Source organism: Pseudomonas sp. RC10 (assembly GCF_038397775.1).
In the GTDB taxonomy this organism is placed as follows: domain Bacteria; phylum Pseudomonadota; class Gammaproteobacteria; order Pseudomonadales; family Pseudomonadaceae; genus Aquipseudomonas; species Aquipseudomonas bambusae.
The window spans coordinates 2,825,707-2,843,148 of the sequence record NZ_CP151650.1; the positions used below are offsets into that span (position 1 = coordinate 2,825,707).

Here is a 17,442-nt window from a genome sequence, read left to right on the forward strand (position 1 = left end):
GGGCGGTATTGGCTACGGCTGCATGCCGGAACGCTTTACCGCACCCGCAACACTACACGGCCCCTCACTGGGTCCTCGTCCAGATGGTTGTGCGCCTTGCCGAACTGTTCGAACGGCCAGGTGCGATGAATGTCAGGCTTGAGCTGCCCGTTGACGGTCAGTTCATTGATGACCTCCAGAGCGCGTTTCATCGCCGCGCTGTCCTGTTCGATCCCCAACTCCGCTTTACCGGTGAAGTTTTCCAGGCAGTGCACGAAGAAGCGCATGTTCTTCTTGAACGCCTGCAGGGCCGGGAACGGCGTGCGGTTGCCACCGCGCAGGCCGTACAGCACCAGGCTGCCCCGAGGCGCAAGAACGTCACCGAGCATCGACATCTGCATGCCGCCAAAACCGTCAAACACGGCTTCGATGCCTTGGCCCTGGGTCAGGGCGTCGATGCGCAGACAGATGTCGTCCTCATCGGTCACGATCACCCGCTCCGCGCCGTTGGCGAGCAGGTATTCGCGGTCTTCGGCGTGCTGAGTGGCCGCAATCACCCGCAGGCCGAGCGCCTTGCCCAACTGTACGAACGCGATGCCCGGGCTGTAGGCGGCATCAGTGACCAGCACGGTCTGACCCGCCTGAACATGGGCCAGGTCGACAAGGGCGAAGTAGGCCAGCAGCATGGGCGTGTAGTGAACGCTGGCTTCCACCGGCGTCAATACGTCGGGGTAGCGGACCAGAGCGTTGCGCGGCACCAGCACGTGGTCGCCACACACCGGGTAGTCGTTGGCGCTCATCGCCTTGAAGCTGGCGACCTTGTCGCCGACTTTCAGATCGGTGACGTCCGGGCCTACAGCCTCGACGATACCGGCCATTTCGCTGCCAATGCCCGCAGGCAGTTGAACGGGGGCGAGGGCCAGGTTCTGCCGCCACAACACATCGTCCCAGCTGATGCCGATGGCTTCGGCACGAACCAGCACTTCCTGTGGACCGGGTGACCGGTCAGGCTGCTCCTCGCAACTGAGCACATCGGCTTTGCCGAAGCGATGAAATTTGATGGCGCGGGACATTTCCAACCTCGACTCATGTGATTAGGGTTGTAATGACTTTACGGAGGTAGGGCTTTATCGACTATTTCTGTCTGTCGATACCGGACATGCCCGTTATCAATTGGGGTTTTTGGAACTCTCGGCACCGGCGTCCACATAACGTGTTTTTCGCGGCGCCCATCGCGACGTTCTTTCATCGTTCAACCACAGCAACAGGAATCAGGAACCGGCCATGTCGTGTGATCTTCGCTTCAAACAGGCGTGCGAGCAGTTGGGTTATGACTTCGAGGGCGAGATCAAGATCGGCGGCAATTACGTGCCGTTGGTGCGCCATGAGGACCAGCTGTACATCAGTGGGCAGATTCCTCGGGTCGGCGATACCGTCATGGTGACCGGGCGCGCGGGGGGCGATGTCACCCTGGAACAGGCGCAGTTGGGTGCGAAGATCAGCGCCCTGCGCGCCATCGCATTGTTGCAGCGCAGCCTGGGCAGCCTCGACCAGGTTAAACGGGTGCTGCGCATGACCCTGTTCGTGCAGTGCACCGACAGTTTCACCCAGCAGAGTGAAGTGGCGGACGGCGCCTCTGAGTTGCTGTTCTTCGTGTTCGGCGAGGCGGGGGCTCACACGCGCAGTTCGGTGGGGGTGTACCAATTGCCGAAGAACGCGACGGTGGAAATGGATTTGATTGCGGTGGCGGGGTAGCGAAATTCACCTTAGCTTCCTGTGGCGTGCCCGGATGTCGGCGCATGAACCCCATCCCCCGCGCCGCCAGGGGCACTATCCCAGCACGCCGCATACCTTGTGGGAGACGCCGGAAATACGACGGCAGCGACAGCGTCGTGTCAGGGTTGAATGCATTCGCTGACACACCGCCTTCGCGGCCGTCGCACAGCTCCGGCTGCTCCCACAGGTTTTGTGCCAGGCCCCACTTCCGTAGCGACGGAGATTCTGTAGGAGACGCCGGAGGTACGACGGCTGCGACAGCGTCGGGTCAGGGTTGAATGCATTCGCTGACACACCGCCTTCGCGGCCGTCGCACAGCTCCGGCTGCTCCCACAGGTTTTGTGCCAGGCACCACTTCCGTAGCGACGGAGATTCTGTAGGAGACGCCGGAGGTACGACGGCAGCGACAGCGTCGGGTCAGGGTTGAATGCATTCGCTGACACACCGCCTTCGCGGCCGTCGCACAGCTCCGGCTGCTCCCACAGGTTTTGTGCCAGGCCCCACTTCCGTAGCGACGGAGATTCTGTAGGAGACGCCGGAGGTACGACGGCAGCGACAGCGTCGTGTCAGGGTTGAATGCATCCGCTGACACACCGCCTTCGCGGCCGTCGCACAGCTCCGGCTGCTCCCACAGGTTTTGTGGCAGGCACCACTTTCGTAGCGACGGAGATTCTGTAGGAGACGCCGGAGGTACGACGGCAGCGACAGCGTCGGGTCAGGGTTGAATGCATTCGCTGACACACCGCCTTCGCGGCCGTCGCACAGCTCCGGCAGCTCCCACAGGTTTTGTGCCAGGCCCCAATTACGTAGCGACGGAGATACTGTGGGAGACGCCGGAGGTACGACGGCAGCGACAGCGTCGGGTCAGGGTTGAATGCATTCGCTGACACACCGCCTTCGCGGCCGTCGCACAGCTCCGGCTGCTCCCACAGGTTTTGTGCCAGGCACCACTTTCGTAGCGACGGAGATTCTGTAGGAGACGCCGGAGGTACGACGGCAGCGACAGCGTCGTGTCAGGGTTGAATGCATTCGCTGACACACCGCCTTCGCGGTCGTCGCACAGCTCCGGCTGCTCCCACAGGTGCGGTGTTGGTCGCAGACTTTGAGCCACCCCCGCTGCGGCGTGCCCGGTTCCGGCTTTTCATTTCCCCCACGCCGCCAGGGCGCTCTCGACGAAATGCCTGACCTTGGGCAGTCGGTAGCGGTCCTGGGGGTACATCAGCCACATCGGGCGGCTCGGTGGCGTGTAGGCCTGCAATAACGGAATCAGGGTGCCGGCCTTCAAATCCTCGCTGATCAGCACGTCCGGCAGCATCGCCACGCCCATGCCCGCCAAGGCCGCCTGACGCAGGGCGGGGGAGCTGTTGACGATCATCGGGCCGGACACCGGAATTTCCATCACGCCTTCAGGCCCTGTCAGCTTCCACAGCTTGTCGGCGGCGCGCCAGTCGTCGCCTGCGGGGTAGGCGAACGCCAGGCAGTTGTGATCGCGCAGGTCGTCTGCCGTGTGCGGCGTGCCCCGGCGGTTCAGGTAATCCTGCGACGCGCAGATGGTCAGGGTGTAGTCGCGCAGGGGGCGGGCGATCAAGGCCGATGACTCGGGGACGCCCAAGCGGATCGCGGCGTCAAACCCGTGCTCGACCAGGTCCATCAATTGGTTGCTCAGCACCAGTTCCACCTTGATTTCCGGGTAGCGCTGGGTGAACGCACTGAGCATCGGCGACAGCCGTTCAGCGCCAAACGCCGGGGCTGCCGTGAGGCGCAACGTGCCGCTGGGCTGGGTCTGCACGTGTTCGGCCATGCGCTCGGAGTCATTGACCAGCCCCAGCACCTCGACACAACGGCGGTAATACTGAATGCCGAATTCCGTCAGGTTCTGGCGACGGGTCGTACGCTGCAACAGGCTCACGCCCAGACGTTGCTCCAGCGCCTTGAGGTGATTGCCTACCATTGTCGTCGACATTTCGCACTGGCGGGCGGCCGCGGTCATGCTGCCGGTCTCCACCACTTTCACGAACACGGTCATCGCCTGGAACACGTCCATTATCAAGTCCTGCTTAAAAGTCACTCAAGAATGTCGATCTTTATACAGGAAAACGGGTTAACGATACTGGCGTCACACACCACTGCTGGAGCGAAACCCATGACCGCCGCCTGCCTGATGAACACTTACAAATCGATGCCCTTGAGTTTCGTCAGAGGCGAAGGCGCGCAACTCTGGGACGACACCGGTCGCCAATACCTCGATGCCGTGGCGGGCGTCGCCGTGACCAACGTCGGCCACAGCCATCCGCAGATCGTCGCAGCCATCACCGAGCAGGCGGGTTTGCTGCTGCACACCTCCAACCATTACCGCATCGACTGGCAGCAGCAACTGGCGGCCAGACTGACGCAGCTTGCCGGGCTGGATCAGGCGTTCTTCAACAATTCCGGCGCCGAGGCCAATGAAACGGCGCTCAAACTGGCGCGGCTGTATGGCTGGGCCAAGGGCATCGAGCAACCGCTGGTGCTGGTGATGGACAACGCGTTTCATGGCCGCACGCTCGGGACGTTATCGGCCAGTGACAACGGTGCGGCGCGGCTGGGGTATCAGCCGATGTCCGGGGAATTCATCAAGGTGCCGTTCGGCGACATGGGCGCGATCAAACAGGCCGCCGCGATTTACGGCGAACGGATCGTCGCAGTGATGCTGGAGCCGGTGCAAGGCGAGGGCGGCGTGGCCGTGCCGCCGCCGGGGTATTTGAAAGCCGTGCGCGCCCATTGCACGCAGAACGCCTGGCTGATGATCCTCGACGAAATCCAGACCGGCATCGGGCGCACCGGGCGCTGGTTCGCGTACCAACACGACGGCATCGTTCCGGATGTCGTGACACTGGCGAAAGCGCTGGGCAATGGCATCCCCATTGGCGCCTGCCTTGCCACCACGGCTGTGGCCCGGCTGTTCACCCCTGGCAGCCACGGCAGCACCTTCGGCGGCAACCCGATGGCGTGCCGGGTCGGCTGCACGGTGCTGGACATCATCGAACGCGAAGGCCTGCTGAACAACGCGGCCGGGCAGGGCGAACGGCTGCTGACCCTGCTGCGCGATGCCTTGGCCGGGCACCCGAATGTGGTGCAGGTGCGCGGGATGGGGTTGATGGTGGGGATCGAGTTGAAGGCGCCGGTGCGGGATCTGTGCCTGATGGTGGCGCAGGAATATGGCGTGTTGATCAACGTGACGCGGGGCCAGACCATTCGGTTGCTGCCGCCGTTGATCATTGATGACGGGGATGTGGAGCGGATCGTGGCGGCTATGCTGGGAGTGTTGGGTGGAACGGGCAGGGATTGATGTTGTTTTCGTCTGGCGAGGTGTGTCAGGCAGACCGTGTGCACAGGGTTTGCTGTCGCTTCGCGACAGATCGCGAGCAAGCTTGCTCCCACGGCCTCCGGCCAGAAGCAGGAGCCATGGCCGCGTCGTGCCCAGCTTCTGCCGAAAGCGTGGGACTGCCGGGGTGGCACCCCACCTTGCTTGCGATCTGCCGGGAACCGGCAGCAGGACCGGATACCTCGATTGCATCAGGCAGACCTTACTTCTCCGCCGACAACGTCATGATCATCGCCGCCGACAGGTACAGCCTCGGGGCGATGCTGGTCAGGTCGGAATACTCGTCATCCGCATGTAGCCCGGCGCCGACGACGCCCAAGGTTTCCAGCACGGCAGGCTTCTGGTTGTCCGGGACGTAGGCGTAACCGGCATCGGTGCCAAAGCGCATGGCGATGGGTTCGATGGAGCGACCGATCTTGCCGTACAGCGTCTGTGCGGTTTTGGCGAGGTCTTCGCTGGCGGGGTTTTTCACCAGGGGTGGACGGCCCTTTTCGAGGCGGAAGGTGACCTCGGTCCCGTCGATCAGCTTGTCTTTCACGATGCGTTCACCGTCGGCCTGCACCCGGTCCGATTCACTCAGGTCCGAATAACGCATGTCACCCTCGGCCGAGGCGCTGGAAGGAATAATGTTGCGCTTTTCGCCACCCTTGATCAGCGTCCAGTTCACGGTCGTGCCCTTGGCCGGGTCGCCCAGGTCCTTGAGTTGAACCAGCTGGTGGGCCAACTCCATCGCCGCGTTGCGGCCCGCTTCAGGCGCCGATCCTGCGTGGGACGACTTGCCCTTGACGTCGACGAACACCCCGTTGATGCCGTTGGTGGCGACGGTCACGGCGTCTTTGTCCGGCGGCTCGTACGAGAACACGTAGTCGTGCTTGCGCGCGAGGTCGGCGATCAGTTTTTTCGAGCCTGCCGAGCCGGTTTCTTCATCGGGGTTAAACAGCACGGTAATCGTGCCGAAACCTTTGAATTTTTGATCTTGCAGCAGTTTCAGCGTGTGCAAGACCATCGCCACGCCACCCTTGGCATCCGCCACGCCCGGACCGTAGGCCCGGTCGCCATCGATGCGGAACGGGCGCTTGGCGGCAGTGCCCGGGCCGAACACGGTGTCGTAGTGAATCATCAGCAGAAAAGTCTTGTTGCCGGTGCCTTTGATTGTGCCGACGATGTTGTCCCCGGCAGACGGGGTGGCTGGCGTCGTCTCGACCGTGGCGCCCAGCGACTTGAGCCGGTCCACCAAGACCGCGCTGACGGTTTTCAGCCCCGGCGCCTGGCCGGTGCCAGTGTCGATGTCCACCAATTGCTTGACGGTGGCCAGGTAAGGCTTCTGTTCAGCTTCGGCTTTTTTCAGCAGTTGATCGGGCGGCAGGTCGGCCGCGAAGGCCATGGAGCAAAGCAGCGAGGCGGCCACGGCGGTCGCCAGGGAAGTACGTCGAACGAGCATGCTGGATCCCTCAGATGATGTGCGAGTCTCGTAGGGTCTGATCACCCGTGGTTCGGCATTGTTCCCCTCGAATGAATGGGTGAGCCGTGAAGAGGCGTGTACGACGCGCTTTCCCACACCGATCCCCGTAGAATCCCACCTCGGCACGTGAGTTTTCGAGGTTGCAGCGGTGGATTTACAGCAGGGCTTTGTCCTGACCCGGCAATGGCGTGATACGGACGCGGGGACGGAGGTGGACGTCTGGTTGGCCACCGACGACGGCCCGCGTCACCTGCGCTTGCCCCTTCAAACTTCCACGGCGTTCATTCCGGAACAGCACCGGGCGAGGGCCGAGGCGGTGTTGCGGCAGGAACAGGGCGTCGAGCTCAAGCCATTGCAGCTCTGCGATTTTCGCCACCGTCCGGTGCTGGGCCTTTACACACAGCACCATCGCCAATTGATGGGGTTGGAGAAAGCGCTGCGTCAGGCCAGTGTCGACGTCTACGAAGCCGACATCCGTCCGCCCGAGCGCTACCTGATGGAGCGTTTCATCACCGCGCCGGTGCAGTTCAGCGGCACCCCCGATGCCGACGGTATCTGGCAGAACGCGCAACTCAAACCCGATCCTCACTATCGCCCGCGCCTGAAACTGGTGTCTTTGGACATCGAAACCACCGAGCGCGGGGAGCTGTATTCCATCGGACTGGAAGGCTGCGGCGAGCGGCAGGTGTACATGCTTGGCCCGCCCAATGGCGATGATTCCATCGTCGATTTCAAACTCGATTATTGCGACAGTCGCGCGCAGTTGCTGGAACGGCTCAATGACTGGATGGCCTTGCACGACCCCGACGCAATTATCGGCTGGAACGTCGTGCAATTCGATTTGCGCGTGTTGCACGAACACTCCCGCCGCCTCAACGTGCCGCTGCGTCTGGGGCGTGACGGCGAGGCCATGGGCTGGCGTGAACATGGCGCGCGCAACAGCCATTTCTTCGCCTCGGCAGCGGGGCGTCTGATCATCGACGGGATCGAGGGCCTGCGCTCGGCGACCTGGAGTTTTCCGTCGTTCAGCCTGGAAAACGTGTCGCAGACCCTGCTGGGCGAAGGCAAGGCCATCGACACGCCTTACCAGCGCATGGACGAAATCAACCGCATGTTCGCTGAGGACAAGCCCGCACTGGCGCGCTACAACCTCAAGGACTGCGAGCTGGTGACGCGGATTTTCGAAAAGACCGAGCTGCTGACATTTCTGCTCGAACGCGCCACGGTCACCGGCTTGCCTGCCGACCGCAGCGGCGGTTCAGTGGCGGCGTTCGAGCATCTTTACATGCCGTTGATGCACCGGCAGGGTTTCGTCGCGCCGAACCTCGGCGAACGCATGCCCGAAGCCAGCCCCGGCGGGTTCGTCATGGATTCTCGCCCTGGCCTGTACGAGTCGGTGCTGGTGCTGGACTACAAGAGCCTGTACCCGTCGATCATTCGCAGTTTTCTCATCGACCCGGTGGGCCTGATCGAAGGCCTGAAACACCCTGATGACAGCAAGTCCGTGGAAGGCTTTCGCGGCGGGCGTTTTTCCCGCACCCGGCATTGCCTGCCAGCCATCGTCGCCCGGGTCGCCGAGGGCCGCGAGGTCGCCAAACGCGAGCGCAACGCGCCGCTGTCCCAAGCCCTGAAAATCATCATGAACGCTTTCTACGGCGTGCTCGGTTCCAGCGGCTGCCGCTTCTTCGACACCCGGCTCGCGTCGTCCATCACGATGCGCGGCCATCAGATCATGCGACGGACCCGCGAACTCATCGAAGCCCAAGGCTACGAGGTGATCTACGGCGACACCGACTCGACCTTCGTCTGGCTCAAGCGGCGTCACGGTCAGGAAGAGGCGGCGCAGATCGGCAACGCGCTGGTCAAGGGCGTCAACGACTGGTGGCGCGAGCATCTGCAGGCAGAATACGGCCTGGAAAGCGCCCTTGAATTGCAATTCGAAACCCACTTCAAACGCTTTCTGATGCCGACCATTCGCGGCGCGGAAGAGGGCAGTAAAAAGCGTTACGCCGGGCTGGTCACCCGCGCCAATGGCGAAGACGAGATGGTCTACAAAGGCCTGGAGGTGGTGCGCACCGACTGGTCGCCGCTGGCCCAGACCTTCCAGAAAGAACTCTATCTGCGCATCTTCAACAGCCGGCCGTTCGACGACTATGTGCGTGATTACGTGCGTCGCACCCTTGCCGGGGAACTGGACGACCAGTTGATCTACCGCAAACGCCTGCGCCGTCCGCTGGACGACTACGAACGCAACGTCCCACCCCACGTCCGCGCCGCCCGCCTGGCCGATGAATACAACCGTCAGCAGGGGCGCCCGTTGCAATACCAGAACCGGGGCTGGATCAGCTACGTCATCACCCTGGCCGGGCCGGAGCCGCTGGAAGTCCGCACCGCGCCGATCGACTACGACCACTACATCACCCGGCAGCTGCAGCCGATTGCAGATGCGATTTTGCCGTTCGTGCAGGAAGATTTCGCGACGTTGATTGGGGGGCAGATGGGGTTGTTTTGAACCTGGAGGGCCGTTGAAAACCAAGGTATCCGGTCTGATATGACGAGACCCACAATCAGCCCGCCTTTCATCGCCCTCAAAAAGCAAGCGCTTGCGTGAATCGATTCAGCTGTTCTAGAGTGTTTCAACGTTATTCCCGAGCGCCACCCGAACATGAGGTGGATCGCCGATAAGAACAAGAAACCTCGGAGAGACCCATGAACAGCTTTTTGGCTGGATTTTCGCGTGTTTTCCCTGCGCTTTATGCGCTGTTTTCCCCTGTTTCAGGCACTCTCACATGAGTGCCGTCCTCGCTGAACATCCCTTGCCCGTGCTGGAAATGAACGCCATTTCCAAGACCTTCAACGGCCTGCGCGTGTTGAAAAATGTCGCCCTGAAAGTCTATGCCGGTGAAGTCCATGCGCTGATGGGCGAGAACGGTGCGGGCAAGTCAACATTGATGAAAATCCTCTCGGGCGCCTATCAGGCCGATGCTGGGGGTGAGATTCGCATTGGCGGTCAGACGCTGGCGGCGTTCGATCCGCTCACTGCCAAAGCGCAAGGCATTGCGGTGATTTATCAGGAACTGAGCCTGTGCCCGAACCTCAGCGTCGCCGAAAACATTTATCTGGGAAGAGAACTGCGTCGCGGCTGGAGCATTGATCGCAAGGCGATGGAGGCCGGTTGCGTCGAGGTGCTGATCCGCTTGGGTGCGGATTTCAAACCTTCGACCAAGGTCAGCGTGTTGTCGATCGCCGAGCGCCAACTGGTGGAGATCGCCCGCGCCTTGCACGCCAACGCGAAGATTCTGGTAATGGACGAGCCCACCACCCCGCTGTCGTCCCGGGAGACGGACCGGCTGTTTGCGTTGATCAAACAGCTGCGGGATCAGGGGCTGGCGATCATTTACATCAGCCATCGCATGGCGGAAATCTACGAGCTGTCGGATCGCGTGTCGGTGCTGCGCGACGGCGAGTACGTGGGCATGTTACAGCGCGACGGGCTGTCGGCGGACGTGCTGGTGAAGATGATGGTGGGCCGCGATCTGTCCGGGTTTTACAAAAAAGAACACGCGGCGTACGACCCTGGCGAAGTGGTGATGCGCGTCCGCGACATGGCCGACGGCAAGCGGGTCAAGGCGTGCAGTTTCGACCTGCACGCGGGTGAGGTGCTGGGCATCGCCGGGTTGGTCGGGGCAGGGCGCACAGAGCTGGCACGACTGATTTTTGCCGCCGACCCGCGCACCTCGGGCACGCTGGAAGTCGCCGGAAAACCGGTCACGGAGCTGCGCAATCCCACCGATGCCATTCGTGCGGGTGTGGTGTATCTGACTGAGGATCGCAAGGCTCAGGGCCTGTTTCTGGACATGAGCGTGCGCGACAACATCAACGTCTGCGCCTGTGTGCCCGATGCCCATGCCGGTGGCGTGCTGGATCGTGGACGCGGGGCGCAGCGGGCGGTGGAAGCGATTCGTTCGCTGTCGATTCGCGTGGCGTCGGGCAAGGTCAACGTCGGCGCGCTGTCCGGTGGCAATCAGCAGAAAGTGCTGCTGGCGCGGCTGCTGGAGGTCAAACCTCACGTGCTTATTCTCGACGAACCGACCCGTGGCGTGGACATCGGCTCGAAATCGGAGATTTACCGGATCATCAACGAACTGGCCAAGGCCGGGGTCGGCATCGTGGTGATTTCCAGCGAGCTGCCAGAGATCATCGGCACCTGTGATCGGGTGCTGATCATGCGCGAAGGACAGTTGGTGGCGGAGGTCGGCGGCGCGTCGGGGCGAGCGATTTCTCAGGAGCGGATCATTGATCTGGCGACCGGTGGCGAGCAGGTACCGGGTATCACAGCCACCGCGTGACCTGTAGGAGTGAGCTTGCTCGCGATGACGTGGGCTCGGACGCATGAGATGTTTCGGATGTACCGGCCTCTTCGCGAGCAAGCTCACTCCTACAAGGGATCTGCGCCCGCTCTAAACATTATCTACAACAATAAAAAGGAACCCAGGCCATGAGTCTGCCTCTGGAGAACTCGCCCACCGTCGCCGCGATCAGCAAGCGCGAGCGGGTGCGTGAGCTGATGCGCACCATCGGCATGTTGCCGGTGTTGATCCTGCTGCTGATCGGCTTCGCGCTGATGACTGACAGCTTCATGACCCTGCAGAACCTCTCGATCATCACCCAGCAGGCGTCGGTGAACGTGGTGTTGGCGGCGGGCATGACGTTCGTGATTCTGACGGCGGGGATCGACCTGTCGGTGGGCGCCATTCTCGCGGCGTCGGCGGTGGTGGCGTTGCAGGCCTCGATGTCGCCCCAATGGGGCATGCTCGGGATTTTCGCCGGGGTCGGGTTCGGCCTGTTGCTGGGGCTGGTCAACGGCGGACTGATCGCCTTCATGCGCCTGCCTCCCTTCATCGTCACCCTCGGCGCACTGACCGCCATGCGCGGCCTGGCGCGATTGCTGGCCGACGACAAGACCGTGTTCAACCCCGATTTGCCCTTTGCCTTCATCGGCAACGATTCGGTGCTCGGCGTGCCGTGGCTGGTGATCATCGCCGTGGCCGTCATCGTGATCTCCTGGTTCATTTTGCGGCGCACGGTCATGGGCGTGCAGATCTATTCCGTGGGCGGCAACCCCGAGGCGGCGCGGCTGTCCGGGATCAAGGTGTGGAAGGTCTTGCTGTTCGTCTACGCCGTGTCCGGTGCGTTGGCGGGGCTAGGGGCGGTGATGAGTGCGTCACGCCTGTTCGCCGCCAATGGCCTGCAACTGGGGCAGTCCTACGAGTTGGACGCAATTGCAGCAGTGATCCTCGGCGGCACCAGTTTCACCGGCGGCGTTGGCACCATCGGCGGCACGTTGATCGGCGCGCTGATCATTGCAGTGTTGACCAACGGCCTGGTGCTGCTCGGCGTCTCGGACATCTGGCAATACATCATCAAAGGCATCGTGATCATCGGCGCGGTGGCGCTGGATCGTTATCGCCAGTCCGGTGCGCGGACCTGATTCGTCATTCTGGCTGTACGCGTTTCATCCTTTGGCTCTGACAATAACCACAAGAGAGGCATCATGAACTTTAAGCGCAAATTCCCTGCTGTCGTGTCCCTGTGCCTGGCGGCGCTGTTGTCCCAGGGCGTCGAGGCCCGCGAACTGAAATCCGTGGGCATCAGCCTGGGTTCATTGGGCAACCCGTATTTCGTGACCCTGGCCGACGGTGCCAAGGCCAAGGCGTTGGAGATCAACCCCAACGCCAAGGTCACCTCGGTGTCCGCCGATTACGACCTGAGCAAGCAGTTCTCACAGATCGATAACTTCATTGCGGCGGGGGTGGACCTGATCCTGATCAACGCCGTGGACCCGAAAGCCATCGCGTCGGCGATCAAGAAAGCCCAGGCGGCAGGTATCAAAGTCGTGGCCGTTGACGTCAGCGCCACCGGTGTGGACGCCACGGTGCAGACCGACAACGTCGAAGCGGGCAAGCTGGCCTGCCAGTTCATCGTCGACAAGCTCTCGGGCAAGGGCAACGTGATCATCGAAAATGGCCCGCAAGTGACCGCTGTGACTGACCGCGTGACCGGCTGTAAATCGGCCTTCGCTGCGGCGCCGGACATCAAGGTGCTGTCCGACGATCAGGACGCCAAAGGCTCCCGCGACGGCGGCTTGAACGCGATGCAGGGCTACCTCACGCGCTTCCCGAAAATCGACGGCCTGTTTGCAATCAACGACCCGCAAGCCATCGGCAGCGACCTCGCGGCCCGTCAGCTCAAACGCAGCGGCATCGTCATCACTTCCGTGGACGGCGCGCCGGACATCGAACACGCATTGAAATCCGAATCGTCGATTCAGGCCTCCGCGAGCCAGGACCCGTGGGCCATGGCGCAGCAAGCCGTGGTCATCGGCAATGACCTGCTCAACGACAAGAAACCGGCCGAAGCCGTCACGCAACTGACGCCGAAGCTGATCACCCGTGACAACGTCGGTTCGTACACTGGCTGGTCGAGCAAGCGCTGAAACGGAAAGCGGAGGGAGTGAACGCAGTGGTCAAAATGGAGGACGTGGCGCGACGGGCGCGGGTGTCGACGTCGACGGTGTCTCACGTGCTGAACGGCACGCGCAAGGTGAGCCCGGAAACGGTGGAGGCGGTGCAGCAGGCGGTGCGGGAGTTGGGCTACATCCCCAACACCCTCGCGCGCTCGCTGGCCCGCTCGCGCACCAACACCATCGGCGTGGCGATTTCGGCGCTGTCCAACCACTACTTCAGCGAGACTGTTCACGCCATAGAGACCGAGTGTGCGCGCCACGGCATCATGATGCTGTTCGTCGACACCCACGACGACCCCGCGCAGGAATTGCGCGTGGTCAGGGCGCTGCACCATCGGCGGGTGGACGGCATCCTCCTGGCCCCCTCCAGCGATCCCGAACAGGCGGCGCTGGCCTATCTCCAGGCCAATGCCATCCCCACGGTGCTGGTGGATCGGCTCGCGGCAGACGGCTTCGATCAGGTCGGCGTGGAGAACCGCGACTCGACGCGCGAACTGGTGACGCACCTGATCGGCCACGGTCACAGCCGCATCGCCATGATCGCCGGCCATCGCGGCCTCAGCACCACCGAGGAACGCATCGACGGTTATCGCCTTGCACTGGAGGATGCCGGTCTTGCGTTCGACGACACGCTGCTGGTGAATGGCGAATCCAACAGCGAGTCGGCGCGCAAGGCGGCTGCGGGATTACTGGCTCTGGCCACGCCACCGACCGCGATCATGGCCGCCAACAACCTGATGACCATCGGCGCGATGCACGCCTTGCGAGACGCAAACATCGCCGTGCCCGAGCAGATGGCGTTGGTGGGTTTTGACGATTTCGACTGGGCGGATTTTTTCCTGCCACGTTTGAGTGTCATTGCGCAGCCGGTGCAAGCCTTGGGTGAGCGCGCTGTGCAACTGCTGCTGCAACGCATCGACAACCCGGAGGGCCGACGAGGCTCGGAGCGATTGGCCGCGACGTTACGCATCCGAAACTCATGTGGATGCCCTTGAGCCTCTTTCGCTGACAGGAACTGAACAACGATGAGTCATGCTGTTTCTCTGGGCATCGATCTGGGCACCTCGGAACTCAAGGCCGTGCTGATGAGCGCCGAGACTGAGGTGTTGGGGCAGGCGGGGGCGCGGATCAGCGTGTCGCGCCGCCAATCCGGCTGGTCGGAGCAGAATCCTGCCGATTGGTGGCAGGCCTGCGTGACCGCGCTGGATCAACTGCGCGCCGAACAGCCCGAGGCGTGGAAACGCATCGAATGCATTGGACTGTCGGGGCAGATGCACGGCGCGGTGTTGCTCGATCAGGCAAACGAGGTGCTTTATCCCGCCATCCTCTGGGACGATTCCCGAGCGATGGCGCAAGCCGAGCAATTGAACCGCGACTTTCCCGATTATGCCGAAGCGACCGGCAGCCTGGCGATGGCCGGGCTGACGGCGCCGAAGCTGTTGTGGCTCAAGCAGCACGAGCCCGCGTTGTTCGCCCGTATCCACTGCGTTTTGTCCCCCAAGGATTACCTGCAATTGCTGCTGACCGGCGAGCGGGTCAGCGACATGTCGGATGCGGCGGGCACTCTCTGGCTCGACGTGGCCAGGCGCGAATGGTACGCGCCGATGCTCCACGCTACCGGCTTGACCCTGGCACAGATGCCGCGCCTGCTGGAAGCCGATCAATTGTCGGGCCACCTGACGACTGAAGCGGCCTGGCAGCTCGAACTCCCCGTGAGCCTGCCCGTAGCGGCCGGGGGCGGGGACAACCCGGTTTCGGCGGTGGGCATCGGCGCCGTCAACGCCGGGGATGCGTTCGTCACCCTCGGCACCAGCGCCGCCATCGTCGCGATCACCGATCACGCAGCGGGTCATCCACCGAGCGCCGTGCACAGTTTCTGCCATGCGCTGCCGAACCGCTGGTACACCATGGGCGCGATGCTCGCGGGCGCCAGTTGTCTGCGCTGGGTGACACGCTTGCTCGGTCAGCCGGACGAACAAACGCTGCTGACGCTGGTGCAGACAGCCCTGCCAGTGGACCAGCCTGTCGCCGAAAACGCACCGCTTTTCTTGCCGTACCTGGCAGGTGAGCGCACGCCACACAATGACCCGTTGCTGCGGGGCGGTTTCATGAACCTGGGTCACGACAGTACGCCCGCGATGCTCGGTTACGCGGTGCTGGAAGGCGTCGGTTTCGGGTTGCTGGATGCAATGAACGCCGCGCTGTCGGCAGGCGCATCGGTCAACGCCTGCGCGCTGGTGGGCGGTGGCGCGCGCAGCGAATACTGGGCGCAGTTGCTGGCCAACATTTTGGAGCGGGAAGTCTTCACCTTGCAGGGCAGCGAATTGAGCGCGTGCATCGGGGCCGCGAAACTCGGGTTCATGGCGATCGGGCAGGGGGCCGATCTGCCACGGCAAGGTCTGCCGATCAAGGCGCGGTATCAGCCCATGCTATCGACACAACCCGTTTTGCAGGCGCGGTACAGGAAGTTTCGGGGGCTGCTGCCCGCTGCACGCGGGTTGCACGACTGAAAAACGGCGGACCAGAGCGCTCTGGTGGCTTTTTTTTTGGAACCCGTTCAGCGGGGCGGTCGTGAAAGAAGGCCAAAAGGCCGTGCCGTCAGTGGGAGAAGACCGCTGAATGTGCCTTGCCAAGGCCTTCGAGGCGGTGCACGGTCCGCGATTCGAGTCATCAAACGAGTGCACCGCGATGACCATGGTTCCATTGCGGAGCGGGGCGTGGGCAATTTCGCAGAAGAAGGTGGGTCATCGACGATCCATTGAAAACCCTCCACCTCCTCGCACGGCCATGTAAAGCGCGAGAAACGCCATCAACACCGGGTATTCGATGCCCCGGTCGACCCACGGCCAGGTTGGCCCCAACGCAAGGCTGATGCCGACCATTTCCATCGCCACGATCAGCGCCACCGGTCGAGTCCACCAGCCGACAGCGAGCATGATGGCGCCCAGCGTTTCCAGCAGCATGACAAGGAACGCCAGTTCTTGGGCGAATGGCAGCCCAAGCACGTTCTCCATCAAGTTGATCGAACCCGCCATTGGATCGGCCATGGAACCATGGGAGATTCCGAGGGCTTTCGGCAGACCGTGGGTGAACAGAATCACCCCGAAGCTTGCACGCAACAGCGCGTACAGGACGGGTTCGGCGCGTGCGTAAAGCGGCGCCAAAGACGGAATCAGCAGGCGTTCCGGGTCGAGGCCCGCGTGCGGGCGGCGCGACCGGTTTTCAGGTGTCGAGGTGTTCATGGTCACAGCTCCTTGCTGTTGCGGAGGATGGAAATGAACTGGCGGTGACCTTGCTCACCGACTCTGCGCCCAGCAGGTTGATCAGTTCGCCTAGGGCAGGGTGGTGGAAGTGGCGCTCCATGGCCTGCGTGGATTCCCAAAGGCCGGTGATGATCCAGAGACCGCTTCGTCCAGGGTTGTGCAGCGCCTGATAGGTGATGCACCCCGGCGCGTCGAGCATGAGGGTCGCGAGCGACGAGAGCTGCGACGCGCACGACGAGGCGGCAAGGTGTCGGGTGTGAACCTCGATAATGCTGATCGCTTCTGTCACGGGGGCATTCCTCATGGGATCGTCTCAGGCGAAGCCGCCGTTGGCGCGCAGCACTTGCGAATTGATCCAGCCGCCGTCCGGGCCTGCCAGAAAGGCCACCGCACAGGCGATGTCTTCCGGTGTGCCAAGGCGTTCCAGCGGGGCCAGTTGCGCGATGTGCTGAATCTGCTCCGGGGTTTTGCCATCAAGGAACAGATCGGTGCCGACAGGGCCGGGGGCCACGGCGTTGACGGTGATGCGACGACCGCGCAGCTCATTCGCGAGCACGTGGACCAGCCCTTCGACACCGGCCTTGGAGGCGATGTACGGACCGTAAGCCGGGAACGATTTGGCGATCACGCTGGTGGACAACGCAATGATGCGGCCGCCGTCTTCGACATGAGCGGCAGCCTGGGCCAGCACTAGAAACGCGCCGCGCAAATTGGTTGCGATCACCTTGTCAAAGTCAGCGAGGCTGGCTTCGCTGATGGTCGCCATCGGCATGACGCCAGCGCTGTTGACCACCACATCGATCCTGCCGAACGCGTCTTTGGCGGCGCCGAACAAGGCGGCGACTTCGTCCGGCTGACCGACGTCGGCCTGCACTGCGATGGCTTTTCCGCCTGCCGCCTCGATGGTCGCGACCGTTTCCTGCGCCTTGGTAGCGTTGTGGGTGAAGTTGACCACCACGGCGAACCCGTCGGCGGCCAGGCGAGTGGCGATGGCTTGGCCGATGCCACGGGAACCACCGGTGACGATGGCGGTGTGCACAATCTTGTCGGTCATGAAGAACTCCAGTCATTC

General features: G+C 62.7%; 14 protein-coding genes. 8 read left to right on the top strand and 6 right to left on the bottom strand.

Annotation, left to right across the window (positions count from 1 at the left end; all coding sequences use genetic code 11):
• Positions 1 to 35: 35 nt before the first annotated feature.
• Positions 36 to 1,052 carry a zinc-dependent alcohol dehydrogenase family protein gene (locus AAEO81_RS12980; protein WP_341964007.1) on the bottom strand — a complete coding sequence of 339 codons (1,017 nt, stop codon included), beginning with the start codon at positions 1,050 to 1,052 and terminating at the stop codon, positions 36 to 38.
• Between the two features lie 211 nt (positions 1,053 to 1,263).
• Between AAEO81_RS12980 and AAEO81_RS12985 the strand changes: the two genes are divergently transcribed.
• Complete coding sequence (locus tag AAEO81_RS12985) at positions 1,264 to 1,734, top strand: RidA family protein (RefSeq protein ID WP_341964008.1); 471 nt, start codon at positions 1,264 to 1,266, stop codon at positions 1,732 to 1,734.
• 1,162 nt (positions 1,735 to 2,896) lie between these two features.
• Here AAEO81_RS12985 and AAEO81_RS12990 read toward each other — a convergent pair.
• Positions 2,897 to 3,799, bottom strand: a complete 903-nt coding sequence (locus AAEO81_RS12990; protein ID WP_166595223.1) for a LysR family transcriptional regulator — start codon at positions 3,797 to 3,799, stop codon at positions 2,897 to 2,899.
• A 99-nt stretch (positions 3,800 to 3,898) separates the two neighbouring features.
• On the opposite strand from AAEO81_RS12990, the gene AAEO81_RS12995 reads away from it, so the two are divergent.
• A complete protein-coding gene (locus AAEO81_RS12995; protein ID WP_341964009.1) occupies positions 3,899 to 5,083 on the top strand; it encodes an aspartate aminotransferase family protein in 1,185 nt (394 codons plus the stop codon).
• Positions 5,084 to 5,321: 238 nt separating this feature from the next.
• Here AAEO81_RS12995 and AAEO81_RS13000 read toward each other — a convergent pair whose 3' ends face one another.
• On the bottom strand, positions 5,322 to 6,560 hold the full coding sequence (locus tag AAEO81_RS13000; protein ID WP_341964010.1) for a M20/M25/M40 family metallo-hydrolase: 1,239 nt from the start codon (positions 6,558 to 6,560) through the stop codon (positions 5,322 to 5,324).
• 169 nt (positions 6,561 to 6,729) lie between these two features.
• Between AAEO81_RS13000 and AAEO81_RS13005 the strand changes: the two genes are divergently transcribed.
• From AAEO81_RS13005 to xylB, 6 genes are all read left to right on the top strand, one after another.
• Positions 6,730 to 9,093, top strand: a complete 2,364-nt coding sequence (locus AAEO81_RS13005) for a DNA polymerase II (protein WP_341964011.1) — start codon at positions 6,730 to 6,732, stop codon at positions 9,091 to 9,093.
• A 277-nt stretch (positions 9,094 to 9,370) separates the two neighbouring features.
• The gene (locus AAEO81_RS13010) at positions 9,371 to 10,930 is read left to right on the top strand and encodes a sugar ABC transporter ATP-binding protein (protein ID WP_341964012.1); all 1,560 of its coding nucleotides are present in this window, start codon (positions 9,371 to 9,373) and stop codon (positions 10,928 to 10,930) included.
• Positions 10,931 to 11,079: 149 nt separating this feature from the next.
• Positions 11,080 to 12,072, top strand: coding sequence for a ribose ABC transporter permease (locus AAEO81_RS13015; protein WP_166595227.1), 993 nt, complete (start codon positions 11,080 to 11,082; stop codon positions 12,070 to 12,072).
• A gap of 63 nt (positions 12,073 to 12,135) precedes the next feature.
• The gene (locus AAEO81_RS13020; protein ID WP_341964013.1) at positions 12,136 to 13,077 is read left to right on the top strand and encodes an ABC transporter substrate-binding protein; all 942 of its coding nucleotides are present in this window, start codon (positions 12,136 to 12,138) and stop codon (positions 13,075 to 13,077) included.
• Between the two features lie 26 nt (positions 13,078 to 13,103).
• Positions 13,104 to 14,102 carry a LacI family DNA-binding transcriptional regulator gene (locus tag AAEO81_RS13025; RefSeq protein WP_341964014.1) on the top strand — a complete coding sequence of 333 codons (999 nt, stop codon included), beginning with the start codon at positions 13,104 to 13,106 and terminating at the stop codon, positions 14,100 to 14,102.
• A 30-nt stretch (positions 14,103 to 14,132) separates the two neighbouring features.
• On the top strand, positions 14,133 to 15,617 hold the full coding sequence (gene xylB, locus AAEO81_RS13030) for a xylulokinase (RefSeq protein WP_341964015.1): 1,485 nt from the start codon (positions 14,133 to 14,135) through the stop codon (positions 15,615 to 15,617).
• 234 nt (positions 15,618 to 15,851) lie between these two features.
• On the opposite strand, the gene AAEO81_RS13035 is transcribed toward xylB, so the two are convergent.
• Genes AAEO81_RS13035 through AAEO81_RS13045 form a run of 3 tightly spaced genes read right to left on the bottom strand, consistent with a single transcriptional unit; the run spans position 15,852 to position 17,424 of the window.
• Positions 15,852 to 16,349, bottom strand: a complete 498-nt coding sequence (locus AAEO81_RS13035; protein WP_341964016.1) for a DoxX family protein — start codon at positions 16,347 to 16,349, stop codon at positions 15,852 to 15,854.
• Complete coding sequence (locus AAEO81_RS13040) at positions 16,330 to 16,659, bottom strand: antibiotic biosynthesis monooxygenase family protein (protein WP_341964017.1); 330 nt, start codon at positions 16,657 to 16,659, stop codon at positions 16,330 to 16,332. Before AAEO81_RS13040 ends, AAEO81_RS13035 begins: the two co-directional genes overlap by 20 nt.
• A gap of 24 nt (positions 16,660 to 16,683) precedes the next feature.
• The gene (locus AAEO81_RS13045; RefSeq protein ID WP_341964018.1) at positions 16,684 to 17,424 is read right to left on the bottom strand and encodes an SDR family oxidoreductase; all 741 of its coding nucleotides are present in this window, start codon (positions 17,422 to 17,424) and stop codon (positions 16,684 to 16,686) included.
• Positions 17,425 to 17,442 lie beyond the last annotated feature (18 nt).

Coding starts and splice junctions, on each gene's coding strand:
- AAEO81_RS13035 (WP_341964016.1), bottom strand. CDS start 16,349: ATGAACACCTCGACACCTGAAAACCGGTCGCGCCGCCCGCACGCGGGC.
- AAEO81_RS13045 (WP_341964018.1), bottom strand. CDS start 17,424: ATGACCGACAAGATTGTGCACACCGCCATCGTCACCGGTGGTTCCCGT.
- AAEO81_RS12985 (WP_341964008.1), top strand. CDS start 1,264: ATGTCGTGTGATCTTCGCTTCAAACAGGCGTGCGAGCAGTTGGGTTAT.
- AAEO81_RS12980 (WP_341964007.1), bottom strand. CDS start 1,052: ATGTCCCGCGCCATCAAATTTCATCGCTTCGGCAAAGCCGATGTGCTC.
- AAEO81_RS13020 (WP_341964013.1), top strand. CDS start 12,136: ATGAACTTTAAGCGCAAATTCCCTGCTGTCGTGTCCCTGTGCCTGGCG.
- AAEO81_RS12990 (WP_166595223.1), bottom strand. CDS start 3,799: ATGGACGTGTTCCAGGCGATGACCGTGTTCGTGAAAGTGGTGGAGACC.
- AAEO81_RS13015 (WP_166595227.1), top strand. CDS start 11,080: ATGAGTCTGCCTCTGGAGAACTCGCCCACCGTCGCCGCGATCAGCAAG.
- AAEO81_RS13010 (WP_341964012.1), top strand. CDS start 9,371: ATGAGTGCCGTCCTCGCTGAACATCCCTTGCCCGTGCTGGAAATGAAC.
- xylB (WP_341964015.1), top strand. CDS start 14,133: ATGAGTCATGCTGTTTCTCTGGGCATCGATCTGGGCACCTCGGAACTC.
- AAEO81_RS12995 (WP_341964009.1), top strand. CDS start 3,899: ATGACCGCCGCCTGCCTGATGAACACTTACAAATCGATGCCCTTGAGT.
- AAEO81_RS13000 (WP_341964010.1), bottom strand. CDS start 6,560: ATGCTCGTTCGACGTACTTCCCTGGCGACCGCCGTGGCCGCCTCGCTG.